7 protein-coding genes and 2 pseudogenes are annotated in these 13,145 nt (G+C 71.1%); 2 read left to right on the top strand and 7 right to left on the bottom strand.

Translation table 11 applies throughout. From position 1 onward, the window contains the following. From BG418_RS16150 to BG418_RS40895, 3 genes and pseudogenes are all read right to left on the bottom strand, one after another. Positions 1–1,252: ATP-binding protein (locus BG418_RS16150; RefSeq protein ID WP_223184931.1), on the bottom strand; the 1,252-nt coding region annotated here is incomplete at its 3' end. Between the two features lie 152 nt (positions 1,253–1,404). Beyond that, positions 1,405–1,821 (bottom strand): hypothetical protein, encoded by a 417-nt coding sequence (locus BG418_RS40890; protein ID WP_317453681.1) that lies wholly within the window; start codon positions 1,819–1,821, stop codon positions 1,405–1,407. Positions 1,822–1,888: 67 nt separating this feature from the next. Further along, positions 1,889–2,197: pseudogene (locus tag BG418_RS40895) on the bottom strand (MgtC/SapB family protein); the annotation flags it as partial. A gap of 108 nt (positions 2,198–2,305) precedes the next feature. On the opposite strand from BG418_RS40895, the gene BG418_RS16160 reads away from it, so the two are divergent. Next, the gene (locus tag BG418_RS16160; protein ID WP_188274582.1) at positions 2,306–2,611 is read left to right on the top strand and encodes a MazG-like family protein; all 306 of its coding nucleotides are present in this window, start codon (positions 2,306–2,308) and stop codon (positions 2,609–2,611) included. Positions 2,612–2,650: 39 nt separating this feature from the next. On the opposite strand, the gene pulA is transcribed toward BG418_RS16160, so the two are convergent. From pulA to BG418_RS16175, 3 genes and pseudogenes are all read right to left on the bottom strand, one after another. Next, entirely contained in the window at positions 2,651–8,020 is a 5,370-nt protein-coding gene (gene pulA, locus BG418_RS16165; protein ID WP_188274583.1) for a pullulanase-type alpha-1,6-glucosidase, read from the bottom strand. A 143-nt stretch (positions 8,021–8,163) separates the two neighbouring features. Then, positions 8,164–9,567 (bottom strand): annotated as a pseudogene (locus BG418_RS16170) (alpha-amylase family protein); the annotation flags it as partial. 288 nt (positions 9,568–9,855) lie between these two features. After that, positions 9,856–10,503, bottom strand: coding sequence for an LUD domain-containing protein (locus BG418_RS16175; protein WP_223184933.1), 648 nt, complete (start codon positions 10,501–10,503; stop codon positions 9,856–9,858). Positions 10,504–10,683: 180 nt separating this feature from the next. Here BG418_RS16175 and BG418_RS16180 point away from each other — a divergent pair, with 180 nt between their 5' ends. Beyond that, complete coding sequence (locus BG418_RS16180) at positions 10,684–11,922, top strand: ROK family transcriptional regulator (RefSeq protein WP_188274586.1); 1,239 nt, start codon at positions 10,684–10,686, stop codon at positions 11,920–11,922. 22 nt (positions 11,923–11,944) lie between these two features. Here the strand turns inward: BG418_RS16180 and xylA are convergent, their stop codons facing one another. Beyond that, the gene (xylA, locus tag BG418_RS16185) at positions 11,945–13,114 is read right to left on the bottom strand and encodes a xylose isomerase (protein WP_188274587.1); all 1,170 of its coding nucleotides are present in this window, start codon (positions 13,112–13,114) and stop codon (positions 11,945–11,947) included. Positions 13,115–13,145: the final 31 nt, after the last annotated feature.

Raw genomic sequence — 13,145 nt, forward strand, 5'->3', positions numbered from 1 at the left:
CCCGGCTGCGGCGCCGCCGCTGGGGCAGCGCGTCACCGTCGGGCGCGCTCTCGTGAGTGATCGCGCCGCCTGCGTACGGGGCGAGTTCGGGCGTGTACGGGGCCGCGTGGGCCGGGGCGGGCGGGAGCGCGGGGTGCGCGGCGGCCTGCGCCTCGGCCTGGCGCGTCGAGCGCGGGGCGGCCGCGGCGGGCGGGCGCTCGGCCGGGTCGATCCGGCTCAGCAGATGGTTCTTGACCAGCAGCACCGCGCGCACTCCGCCGTACGGCGAGGGCGAGGACAGGTCGACGGAGAGGTCGAACTGCCGGGTCAGCTGGCCGATCGCGGCCAGGCCCATCCGGGGCGGATCGCCCAGCTCGGAAAGGAGGATCGGGTCGGTCCCGGCCACCATCCGCTGGGCGTAGGCACGTTCGTCGGCGTTCATGCCGACCCCGGCGTCGTCGACGGTGACCGAGACGCCGTGGTGGGCGCGCTCCAGGTTCACCACGACCTCGGTGTCGGGCGCGGAGTGGCGCAGCGCGTTGTCGAGCAGTTCGGCGACGATGATCGCGACGGGCTCGACGGCGTGCGAGACGAGCGCGGTGCCCGGCTCCAGATGGTTGTGGACGCGGACCCGGTGGTAGCCGACGAGCCGGGACTGGCCGCCGGTCACCGCGTCCACCAGGTGCGACTCCTCGCGGGCGAGCCCGACCCAGGCGCCGCAGACGACGGCGGTGACCTGGGCGCGGCGCAGCGACTGCTCGTTCTCGTGGTCGAGTTCGAAGAGCGTCTGGGCGAGCTCGGGGTCGTCGTAGCGCCGTTGGAGGCCGCGCAGCTGGTCCTGGAGGCGGTAGAGACCGGCCTGGATCTCGCGGGTGGCGCCGCGCATGCCCGCGCGGGCGGCGGCGTCTACGCGCTTGCGCTCCTGGGTGACGGCGGCGAGGACGCCTGCGAGAACGCCGTCCAGGCCCGCGCCGAGTTCGGTGCCCGCCACATCGGGGTGGAGCGGGCCCGGCACCTGCACATGCGGATGCGCGGCCCGCGTCGCCTCGGCCGCCACGCGCCGCTCGGCGAGATGGGCGACCTCGGCGGCGTACGCCCGGGAGACCCGGCCCACTTCGCCGCGCGCGCCCTCCACCTGGGAGCGCAGCGAGGCCATCTCCTCCTGCTGGCGGGCCACCCGGCGTCGGGAGCGCAGCAGCCCGCCCCCCAGAACGAACGCGGACAGGGTCCCGGCCGCCAGGCCTCCGGCGGCCAGGTCCGGTATCTCAATCATCTAATGGACCTTCAGGGGGGATCAGAAGGAGGGCATGCGCACGCGCGCCCCGGGAGGCGAACGTGCCCAGTACACACTGTCATTGACCGGTCCCGCACTGTTTTACATGAAGATCGCTTCGAAAGCTGAACGCGGGGGTCCGAATTTGTTCGTCAGGGGTGGTTGAAGAAGTTACGGACCCGGTAGCGGCGGCGCCGGGACTCGCCGGGGTACTCCTCGTCGTCGTTGTCGTCCGGGTGGTGCAGCACGGTCCAGCTCACAGCCGAAACAGCCGGTTCCAACGACAGCCTGCTCACCGCTTCTTCGAGCATGCTGTCGTCGCGGCGCTCGGTGGTGAGCTCGGCGGCCACGGTGACCTTGCCCGGGGTGTCGGCGTCCTGGCTGAGCACCGAGCGCAGCCGGAAGCCCGGCCGGGACAGGGCCTGCACGGCGAGCGTGCGCACATGCGCCTCCTCCGGCTCGGCGCACACCACCTCGAACAGATAGTCCGTACCGACCTCGACCCCGCCGTGCGGCTCGCGGTCGAGCCGTCGCCCCAGCGGCCGCAGCAGCAGGTTCGCCCCGACCACCCCCGGTCGTCCCGAGCGCGGCCACCCCGTACAGACCGGCCCCCGCGAGCGCGCCGACCGCCGCCGAACACCACAGGGTGGCGGCGGTGTTCAGACCGCGTACGCTCAGCCCGTCGCGCATGATCACACCGGCGCCGAGGAAACCGATGCCGGAGACGATCTGCGCGGCCACCCGCGAGCCGTCGTAGCCGGTGCTGCTGGTCGCGCCCGCGAAGCCGTAGATCGAGAGCAGCACGAAGAGCGCGGAGCCCGCCGCCACCAGTGCGTTGGTCCGCAGGCCCGCCATCCGGGCCCGCCACTGGCGCTCCAGGCCGATGATCGCGCCGTAGCCCAGACCGGCCCCGATGTTGGCCGCCGTATGCCACTCGTTGAGCATGTTCCGTACCCCTCGCCGTCGCGCCGTCCCTCTCCTATCGGCGGCTCGGGGCGCGGTGTTGAACCGGGTTAGGCTGGCCGGGCGGGGGCCGCACGTACGGAGGGCAGCTTGGAGATCCGGAGCGCTCAGGAGCAGGCCTGGGAGAACAAGATCGACAAGGGGTTCAACGTCACCGACGTGCCCCTGGAGTTCGGTCTGCTGAGCGCCGAGATGGGCGAGGCGTTCACCGCCTGGCGCAAGCGGCTGCCCGACTTCGGCGAGGAGCTGGCCGACGTCTTCCTCTATCTGGTGGCGCTGGCCGAGATGAACGGCGTCGACCTCGACGACGAGGTCGCCCGCAAGCTGGAGAAGAACCGCCGCCGACGGTACGAACGCGATGAGCGGGGCGTGCTCGTACGGGTCACGGAAGGCTGAGACGGGCCGTCCGGGGAGGACGGCCCGTCTCTTTCGGAGCTACCGCTGCGCGAACACGGCGACCGTGCGCGCGGGCACGGCGAAGGTGCCGGAACTCGCCTCGTACGACGAGGACTTGACAGTCGTGTCGGCGCCCGATGCCTGGACAGGGTGCAGGGCGTACGCCTTGCCCGCCAGGTCCACCACCCGCTGGGTCTGCCGGTCCGGGGCCGCGTTGAAGACGACGACCAGGCCGCCGAGCCGCATGGTGATCACACCCGGGGTCTCGTCCTCGCCCGAGAGCGGGAACGAGAGCGCGGCCTGCACCTCGGCGGCGGTGGCGAGACGGAACGCCGGGTCCGTCGTACGGATCCTCAGCAGATCCTGGTACGCGGCGGAGGCGCCGTTGATCTGCGGGCAGCCGACGGTGAGCGTGGACGCCGTCAACAGGGGCTTCGCGTAAGCCCACTTGGACTTGTTGTCCGCCGCCTGCGGCAGACCGCGGCCGAAGCCGTTGCCGTCCTTGCAGTCCCAGTGGATCGCGTTGAACCAGTCGCCGCTGTCGAAGGAGTTGCGGTCCAGGGACTTGGAGCGCAACAGATCCGTACCGGCCTGGGAGAGCGCCGGACCCTGCGAGAGCGCGGCGGTCGCCAGCGCGAGCACCTGCATACGGGCCCGGTCGGCCGGCGACGTCGACTGCGGCAGCTTGAAGGCCAGCGCGTCGTACAGCGACTCGTTGTCGTGGGCGTCGGTGTAGGCGAGCGCGTCGCCGGGGGCGGCGGCGTATCCGGCCGGTGCGCCGTTGTAGTCGACGTCCGCGCCCTTGACCGTACGGCCCGAGGTGTCGGTGAAGGTGTACGCGGCCAGGCTGCCGGAGAGGCCGACCTTGATCAGGTCCTGGTAGTGCAGCAGCCGGGACCGCTGCTCGGCCACAGTGCCGTTGGCGGCCGAGGAGTTGGGGTCGGTGTACAGGCCCGAGGCGAAGCCCTGGACGCCCGGGTCCTCGTCGAAGGGGCCGCCGCCGCGCACCGCGTCGCGCGCCCGGTCCGAGAAGGTCGCGATGCCGGTGCCCGCCATGTTCTTCTGGGTGGCCTGCACGAACCGCGCGTCGTCGGCGACCTCCCCGAAGTTCCAGCCCTCCCCGTACAGCACGATCTTCTTGCCGTCCACGCCGTCCTTGGCCAGGGTCAGCGCGTCGAGCGCCTTGCGGACGGCCAGGATGTTGGCCTTGGGGTGATGGCCCATCAGATCGAAGCGGAAGCCGTCGACCTTGTACTGCTTGGCCCAGGTGACCACCGAGTCCACGACGAGCTTGCCCATCATGGCGTTCTCGGGCGCGGTGTTGGCGCAGCAGGTGGAGGTGGCCACCGTGCCGTCCGCGAGGAGCCGCTGGTAATAGCCGGGCACGATCTTGTCGAGGATCGAGTGGTCGGCCTGGCCGCTGGCGGTGGTGTGGTTGTAGACCACGTCCATCACCGTGCGCAGCCCGGCCCCGTTCAGGCCCTGCACCATCTGCCGGAACTCGACCGTGCGCCGCGTCCCCTCGGGGTCGCTGGCGTACGAGCCCTCGGGCACGGTGTAGTGCAGCGGGTCGTAACCCCAGTTGTACGCGTCCTTCGCGGCGCTCTTCGCCACGCACGCCTGCTGCTCGGTCGAGTCCGGCGCGTACACCTTCAAGTCACAGGCGGGGACGGCCTGGTCGGACTTCTTCTCGGGAATCGTGGCGATGTCGAAGGCGGGCAGGAGGTGTACGTACGAGGTGCCCGAGCGGGCGAGCTGGGTCAGGTGCTTCATGCCGTCCGAGCCGGTGTCCGTGAACGCCAGGTACTGGCCCGGGTGGTGGGACGTGGGGTCCGCGATGGAGAAGTCGCGGATGTGCAGCTCCTGGATCTGCGCGGCGCGCAGCGGCACGGCGGCGGGCTTGCGCAGCGTGGCCCACCCCTTGGGCGCGAGCTTCGGGTCGGCGAGGTCGACGACGAGGCTGCGGGCCGAGTCGGTGGTGAGCGCGGTCGAGTACGGGTCGGTGACCAGGTTGGTGACGACCTTCTGGACGCTGGGCGCCCACACCGTCACGGCGTACCGGTACGGCTTGCCCGCCCAGCCCTTGAGGCCGGTCACCGACCAGACGCCAGAGGCGCTGTCACGGTGCATCGCGACCGTGTGGCCGTCCAGTTCGAGCGCGACCCGCTGGGCGGTGGGGGCCCACAGCGACAGGGTGGGACGGCCGCCGTGGAACACCGGGCCGAGCGCGGCCTTGGCCGCCGCCGGGCTGTACACGTCGTCGAGGACGCCCTGGGTCTGGACGCCGGTGGCCGCGAGCAGCGCGCCGTTGTCCAGGCGCTGGGTGGCGACGATCTGGCCGGTGAGGGCCTGGGTGACACGGGCGCGGTCGCGCGGGTCGACCGTGAACGCCGCGTACTTCTTGAGCTGCGGGAACTTGGCCTTCTGGGCGTCGGTGAGGCCGCCCTTGACGGGGATGAGCCGCAGCCAGCGGCCGTCGCCGGTGAGGGTGCCGTCCTTGACGGCGAGGCCGCCGTTCGGCGCGTACACCAGTTGGTAGCTCGCCGCCGTGGTCCCGGTGTCCCAGGCGACGGTGTCACGGTCGATCCACTGTGCCTTGGCCTTGGTCAGATCGAGGTCGGCGGCGGAGCCCGCGACCGACGGCAGCAGGTACTTCTCGACGCCGTCCAGGAGCCACACCTCGTGCCCGTACGTCGAGAAGTCCAGGGACCGGTCGGTGGCGAACTCCTTGGTGTCGCCCTTGTGGACGATGTAGCTCAGGCTGCTCGCCCCGTCCTTGAGCGGCACCTCGAAGACCGCGCCGAAGGCGTCCGTACGGACGGGCTTCAGCGGGTTGGCCCAGTCGGTCGGCGACGCGGCGCCGGTCCAGGTGTGCATGCCCCAGCCGGTGTAGTCGCCGTCCGCGCGGTGGTAGTGGACGACGGCCTTGGTGGTGTCCTGCGGCGGGTGGGCCCCGGCGGGCGGCGTGGTCGCGAGACCGTCCTTGCCCTGCTCGACCCAGACCTCGCCGGTCCTGGAGAGGTCGATGGTGCGGTCGGCGGCGACGTCCTTGTTCCCGTTCTTGTCGACCACGAGGAAGCCGACGCTCGACGCGCCCGGCTTGAGCTTGACGTACGCGAAGGCGCCATAGGCGTCCCGGCCCACGAAGTCATGGCCGGCGGGCCAGGTGGTCGACTCGCCGTCGGCGAGGTCGCCCCAGGCGTAAAGGCGCCAGTCGGCGTAGTCGCCGGCGGGGCGCTTGTAGTGGACGATCGCGTAGTCGCGGCTGGTGGCGGTGGGCACGGGGTCGGCGGCGGGCGTGCCACTGGTCGTCACGGCGGTGGCGCTCGCGGTGTGCCCGGCCGAATCGACCACAACTGCCTTGTAGCGCACGGGAGTTCCGGCGGCAACCGTGCCGGGAAGATGCTGGGTCACCTTGTACGGGGCGTGGTCGGCGGAGCCGAGCACCTGCCACTTGGCGTTGCCGACCTGGGCGGCGAAGACCACCCGGTTCAGCTGGCCGCCGTCGACGTCCGCCGCGATCTCGATGTCACCGGTGGCACCGGCGGCCGGGGCCCGCAGCATGAGCGAGGGCTTCACAGCGGGGGCGCCGAGGGACTTGGTGGCTTTGTAGACGACGGCGGACAGGGCGGGCACGCGTACGGAAATGCGCCGGTCGGCGGAAGTGGTGGCCGTGTCGGAGGCTCCGTAGACGCCCTGGAAGGCGGTGTTCGCGGAGCCGGTCGCGAACTCGGCGCTCTTCACCTCGGTCGCGTTGTTAACCGCGACGACGTACTCGGTGCCGCTCTTCGCGTCGGTGCGCGAGAACGCGTAGACGCCCTTGCCCGTGGCCGCGTACCGCTCGGTCTGCACACCGTCGGCGAGCGCCGGGTTCTCCTTGCGGAGCTTGGAGAGAGCAGCGATCTCCTTGTAGAGCGGGTGCTCCGGATCGAAAGCGCTGCTCGCGTGCGTACGGGTCGTACCGATCTCGGTGTCGGCCAGATAGTCGGCGACCTTGGAGGCGAACATGGTCTGACGGGCGTCCTTGTCGCCGCCCGGGCCCGTGAAGCCCTGCTCGTCGCCGTAGTAGACGACCGGGTTGCCCCGGCTGAGGAACATCAGCTCATGGGCCAGCTCGGCGCGCCGCAGCAGCTCGGCGCCGTCGGCCTTCGGGTTGTCCTGGAGGAGGAAGGAGCCGATGCGGCCCATGTCGTGGTTGCCGAGGAAGGTCACCTGCTCATAGGCGTTGGCCTTGTCGGTGGTGTAGCGGTAGTCCTGACCGAGGACCGCCGACAGGTCCCCCGCCGAGCCGCCCTGCGAGGCGTAGCCACGCATCGCCTGCTGGAGCGGGAAGTCCAGCGTCGCGTCCAGCCTGCCCTTCGTCACATACGGGGAGGTGATAGCCGGGTCCCCGGAGTACACCTCGCCGTAGAGGAAGAAGTTCGGCCGCCCGTGCCGGGCCGCATACGCTTCCAGGGCCGTCGCCCACTGCGTCCAGAAGTCCATGTCGACGTGCTTGACCGTGTCCACACGGAACCCGTCGACGCCGAACTCCCCGACCCACTTCTCGTAGATCCGCTCCATCCCGCTGACGACCTCGGGCCGTTCGGTCCACAGGTCGTCGAGCCCGGAGAAGTCGCCGTACTCGGCGCTCTCGCCCGCGAACGTCGAGTCGCCCCGGTTGTGGTACATCGTCGGGTCGTTGAGCCAGGCCGGCACCTTCGCGTTCTTCTCGGCGGCCGGGACCACCGGGGTGTACGGGAAGGACGCGGCGTTCACCTTCGGGATGCCCGCGCGGTCGTCGAAGGGGCGGCCCTCCGTGTCCAGATACGGGTAGGCGCCCTTGGAGCGGTAGCCGTACTGCTTCTCGGCGTAGTCGACGGTGTCGGCCGTGTGGTTGGTGATGACGTCGAAGAAGACCTTCATGCCCTTGGCGTGCGCCTGGGCGATCAGGTGGGCGAGCTCGGCGTTGGTGCCGAAGTGCGGGTCGACCTGGGTGAAGTCGGTGATCCAGTAGCCGTGGTAGCCGGCCGAGACGTCCTTGCCCGTGCCCTGCACCGGCTTGTTCTTGAAGATCGGGGCGAGCCAGATGGCCGTCGTCCCGAGCCCCTTGATGTAGTCGAGCCGCTGGGTGACCCCCTTGAGGTCCCCGCCCTGGTAGAAGCCCTTGTCGGTGGGGTCGTACCCCGTCTGCAGCCGCGAACCGGTAAGTCCGCCGCGGTCGTTGGAGGTGTCCCCGTTGGCGAACCGGTCCGGCAGCAGGAAGTAGAACTGCTCCCGCGTGGCGTCATGACGGGCGGGCTCGGCGGCCAGCCGCGCGTCGCTCGGCGGCGCCGGCGGCCGTGGCACGGCGGAGACGGGCAGCGCGGGAACGAGCGCCGCGCACAGGGCGGCCGCAAGCGCGACCGCGGTTCTGCGCAGGGGGATCACCGGGAACTCCTCGGTCGTACGTGGATGGGTGCGGGGGCCGTTGGGCCGCCCGGCGCCGACTGGACGCGCCGGGCGGCCCGGCCGTGGGGGCTCAGCCGCGCGAGGTGTTCATCGCGGTGTTCCCGGCAGTGTTCGTGGCGCTAGCAGGTCCTGGCGCCCACGTGCAGCGCGAGCGCGGTGTCCGGGGCGAGGGTCGCGGTGAACTGCCCCGAGCCGTCGACGGTGACCGGCTTCCCGCTCTGGATGTCGCAGTAGCCGCCCGCCGCGAGCGAGGTCTGGAAGGTCCGGGTGAGCGACGAGCCCTCGTGGTTGATCGCCACGAACGCCTTGGCGCCCCGGCCGAACGCGATGGCATTGTTGCCGTCGTCCCACCAGTTGCTCACCGCCGCCCCGCTCGCGGTGTTGCGGAACTTCACCATGGACCGGATCTCGGGCCAGGCGTGCTGGCACTTCCAGCCGTCCTGGTAACAGGCGTTCACCTGGCCGCTGTTGGGCGGACCGGCGTCCGTACTGCTGAACTCGTAGCCGGAGTGGACGTCCGGGGAGCCGTAGGGCCAGGCCAGCATGAAGACATGCGCGAGCGTGTACCTGGCGCCGTCCCGGTAGTTGAGGGTCTGGCCGCCGCGCTCGGTGTCGTGGTTGTCGACGAACACCGACGCCTGACCGCTGGGCATATAGCCCCAGCCCTCGCCGTAGTTCTTCAGATACGCGAGCTTCTCGTTGTTGAACACCCGCTTGAGGTCCCAGGAGTAACGGAACTCCTGGGCGTCGCCGGTGCCGAGGTACTCGGTCGGCTGCACGGCCTCGCCCGCGCCGTAGATCGTCTCCTGCTTCCAGTAGACGCCCGGGTTGGTCAGCCGCGACTTGATGTTGGCGAGGTCGTCGGCGGGGATGTGCTTGGCCGCGTCGATACGGAAGCCGTCGACGCCGAGCGAGAGCAGGTCGTTGAGGTACCCGGCGATGGTCTTGCGGACGTACTCCTCGCCGGTGTCGAGGTCCGCCAGGTTGACCAGCTCGCAGTGCTGGACGTTCCAGCGGTCCTGGTAGTTGGTGACCGGCGAGGTGCAGTCGTCCATGTCCGCCGCCGAGTAGGTGCCCGGGTAGTCGTACTTGGTGAACGACGAGCCCGCCGAGCCGGTGCCCGACGCGTTGGTCATGTGGTTGATCACCGAGTCGGCGACCACCTTGACGCCCGCCGCGTGGCAGGTGTTCACCATGGCCTGGAACGCGGCCCGGTCGCCGAGACGGCTGCCGATCTTGTAGCTGACGGGCTGGTAGGCGGTCCACCACGGGTCGCCCTGTATACGTTCCTGGGGCGGCGAGACCTGGACGTATCCATAGCCGTCCGGGCCGAGTTCATCGGTGCACGCCTTGGCGACGGAGGCGAAGTTCCACTCGAACAGGACGGCGGTCACGTCCTTGGGGCCGGGCGCCGCCGCCTGGGCCTGCGGAGAGCCGACGACGAGCCCGCCGGCCGCCCCGACCAGGGCGAGAGCGGCGGCGAGTGGTCTGCGGGTGCGGGGGGTGCTGCGGGTCCGACCGTCCATGGGGGGATCCTCCGTGCGGGACGCGGGTGACGGAGCAGTTGCTGAATGTTCTTGCTGAAAAAACCGGCAACAGGTTGCGGTCGAGACCGTAAAGCGGCCGACAGCTTTCGGTCAACCCCTTGGACACCACCTCGACATATGGCGGAAACCTCGCTCCCCGTCGCCCGCAAAAACCTCCGCAAGATATTGCAGTGATGTGCCAAGCAAGAGCCGCCGCACGGTGACGGTCCGTACGGCGGCTCGGGCGGTCTTCAGGGGCCGTTGGCCAACGGCCCTCGGCGGGAGGGCTCAGAAGCCGATCGCCTCGCGGACGAGGACGACCGTGCTGCGGAACGGGATGACCTCGCGGCCGTTGATGAGGATCTTGGCGAGAACACTGCGCTGGCCCATCACGGTCTGGGCGCGGACGTCCTCCTTGGGCAGCGAGTACGTCTCCAGACGGCGCAGCGCGGTGTCCAGGTCGGCGACGACCTTCTGGGCACCGACCACCCAGATCGTCTTGCCCGCGCCGAACGCGTACGCGCCGAGCTGGCTGCCACTGGCCGAGCCGGTGACCAGACGCCCGTCCTCGGTGACGGCGTGCACGCTGCCCACGACCACGTCGGGCGCGGAGCGCGAGGTGCGCACGTCGTCGCGGCGGGCGCCGCGCTGGTCCCAGTCGGCCTGCTCGGCGCGCATGCTCTTGAAGCGGCCCGACTCGTCGATGTCCGCCTGGATGCCGGAGAGCCGCAGGGTCTCGCTCGTCGCCGCGAAGACCGACTTGTCGGTGGGCAGGGCCTCGTTCACGAGCTTGCGGGCGTCGGCCGCCGTGTCCACTATGTGCACCGCAAAGCCGTTGCCGCGCAGGGCCTCGGCCGCCCGCTCGACGCTCTCGGCGCTCGCCGGGACCGCGAAGGTCTCGTCGGCCGGCAGCGTCTGGATGGTCTTCTCACTCATGGTCATGCCCTTCAAAGAGATATCGCCGCCCCGCGCACCGGTCGCGCCGGGCGGCCCCGTGTCCGACCTCCCCGATCGGACTCCGTGTCAAAAACTAGCGACCGGGACGCGAGTCGCGTTCGAGTGGCGCCGGATCGGTCAACTGCGGCGCTTGTCCGATCGCATAGGCTCGGCCGCGAGATGAAGAGCAACCCCACTCCGCTGGCGCCCAAGGCCGACAAGGACACCGTGCGGCGGCACAACCTCAGCCTGGTGCTCCGGGCGGTCCACGACGAGGGCGAGACGACCCGGGCCGCCGTCGCGGCGCGGGTGGGACTGACCCGGGCCGCCGTGTCGTCGCTGGTGGAGCAGTTGCTGGAGAGCGGCTGCCTCACCGAGTCGGGCAAGACGTTCAGCGGCCAGGCCGGGCGGCCGGGCACGGTGCTCAAGCCCGCGCGGACCGGACCCGCCGGAGCCGGGGTCGAGATCAACGTCGACTACGTCACCGTGTGCGTCGTCGACCTGGCCGGAACCGATCGAGTGCGACTCACCGAGCATCTGGACAACCGGGGCGCCGCGCCCGCCGAGGTCCTGGCCCGCGCGGCCGGGATCGCCTCACGGGCCCTGGACTCGGCCCACCAGCAGGAGCTGCGCCCGGCCGGGGTGACGCTCGCACTCCCAGGTCTGGTGGCTGCGGGGAAAGTGCGCCAGGCGCCCAACCTCGGGTGGAACCAGGTGCCCGCGCAGGACCTGTTCGCGCAGGCGCTCACCGCACTGCGCCCCGGCACGCGCGCGCTGCCGGTGCGTTCCGAGAACGAGGCCAACCTGGCGGCCCTCGCGGAGCTCTGGTTCGGCGGCCGCGACGAAGCCCGTACGTTCCTCTACGTATCCGGCGAGATCGGGGTCGGCGGCGCGCTGGTGCTCGGCGGCGAACTCCTGCGCGGCGCCCACGGCTTCGCCGGAGAGATCGGCCATGTGCCGCTCGACCCGGCCGGTCCCCCGTGCCGCTGCGGGGCGCGCGGCTGCCTGGAGCAGTACGCGGGCCAGCTGGCACTGCTGCGTACGGCGGGCATCGACGAGAACTCCGGCGCGGCGGGCGTCGCCGAACTGGAGCGCCGGGCCCGCGCGGGCGACGAGCGCGCGGTCGCGGCCCTCTCCACGGCCGGGCTGATGCTGGGCCGGGTGCTCTCCGGCGCGGTCAACCTCCTCGACCCCGAGGCCGTCGTGCTCGGCGGGATCTACCGCTCCCTGCTGCCCTGGCTGTCGCCCCCGGCCGACGCCGAACTGGCCGAACGCGTGGTGTCGGGCCTGTGGTCCCGGGGCAGCGGCAGGCTGCGCGCCTCGTCGGCGGCGGGAGACGCGGCGCGGGGCGCGGCGGCGCTGGTGGTCGAGGACGTACTGGACGACCCGGCGGGGTGGGCGCGGGACGAGTCACGCTGATCCTGCGTGCGCTCAACAGGGCTCAGCGCACGCCCAGCAAGTGATCCAGCGCCAACTGATCCAGCCGCTCGAACGCCATGCCGCGCGCCCCCGCCGCCTCCGCGTCGAAGTCCTCGAAAGCCGACCGGTCCGCGAGGAGCCCGGCGAGGCCGTCCGCAGCCGTCGGGCGGGCGAGGTCGTCGAGGCGGGCCGCGCGCAGCGCCTCCCGTACCACCGGGTCGGCACGGAACGCGGCGGCGCGCTCGCGCAGGATCAGATACGTGCGCATGTTGCCCGCGGCCGACGCCCACACCCCGTCGGTGTCCTCCGTGCGCGGCGGCTTGAAGTCGAAGTGGCGCGGGCCTTCGTAGCCCGCCGACTCCAGCAGGTCGACCACCCAGAACGCGTCCCGCACGTTCCCCGCCCCGAACCGCAGGTCCTGGTCGTACTTGATGCCGGACTGACCGTTGAGGTCGATGTGGAAGAGCTTGCCCGCCCAGAGCGCCTGGGCGATGCCGTGGGTGAAGTTGAGCCCGGCCATCTGCTCGTGCCCCGTCTCCGGGTTGACGCCGACGAGTTCGGGGCGCTCAAGGCGCTCGATGAACGCGAGCGCGTGTCCGACGGTGGGCAACAGGATGTCCCCGCGCGGCTCGTTCGGCTTGGGCTCGACGGCGAACCGCAGGTCGTACCCCTGGCCGACCACGTACTCGCCCAGCAGGTCGAACGCCTCCTTCAACCGGTCGAGCGCGACCCGCACGTCCTTCGCCGCCCCGGACTCCGCGCCCTCCCGGCCGCCCCACGCCACGTACACCCGCGCGCCGAGCTCGACGGCGAGGTCGATGTTGCGGATCGTCTTGCGCAGCGCGTACCGGCGTACGTCCCGGTCGTTGGCCGTGAAGGCACCGTCCTTGAAGACGGGGTGCGTGAAGAGGTTGGTGGTGGCCATCGGGACGGCGAGCCCGGTGGCGTCGAGGGCGTGACGGAAGCGCTTGACGTGCGCGTCCCGCTCGGCCTCGGACGAGCCGAACGGGATGAGGTCGTCGTCATGGAAGGTCACCCCGTACGCCCCGAGATCCGCGAGCCGGTGGACCGTCTCCACCGGGTCGAGGGCCGCGCGGGTCGCGTCGCCGAACGGGTCGCGCCCCTGCCAGCCCACGGTCCACAGGCCGAAGGTGAACTTGTCCTCGGGGGTCGGGGTGAAGCGTTCCGTCATTGTCCTGGCCACCTCGGTACGCTATTTGTTT

The organism is Streptomyces sp. CBMA152 (assembly GCF_014596475.1).
GTDB lineage: Bacteria > Actinomycetota > Actinomycetes > Streptomycetales > Streptomycetaceae > Streptomyces.

What these genes read in the sequence shown, in the direction of transcription:
- BG418_RS16180 (WP_188274586.1), top strand. Translation starts at nt 10,684, where the DNA reads ATGAAGAGCAACCCCACTCCGCTGGCGCCCAAGGCCGACAAGGACACC.
- xylA (WP_188274587.1), bottom strand. Translation starts at nt 13,114, where the DNA reads ATGACGGAACGCTTCACCCCGACCCCCGAGGACAAGTTCACCTTCGGC.
- BG418_RS16175 (WP_223184933.1), bottom strand. Translation starts at nt 10,503, where the DNA reads ATGAGTGAGAAGACCATCCAGACGCTGCCGGCCGACGAGACCTTCGCG.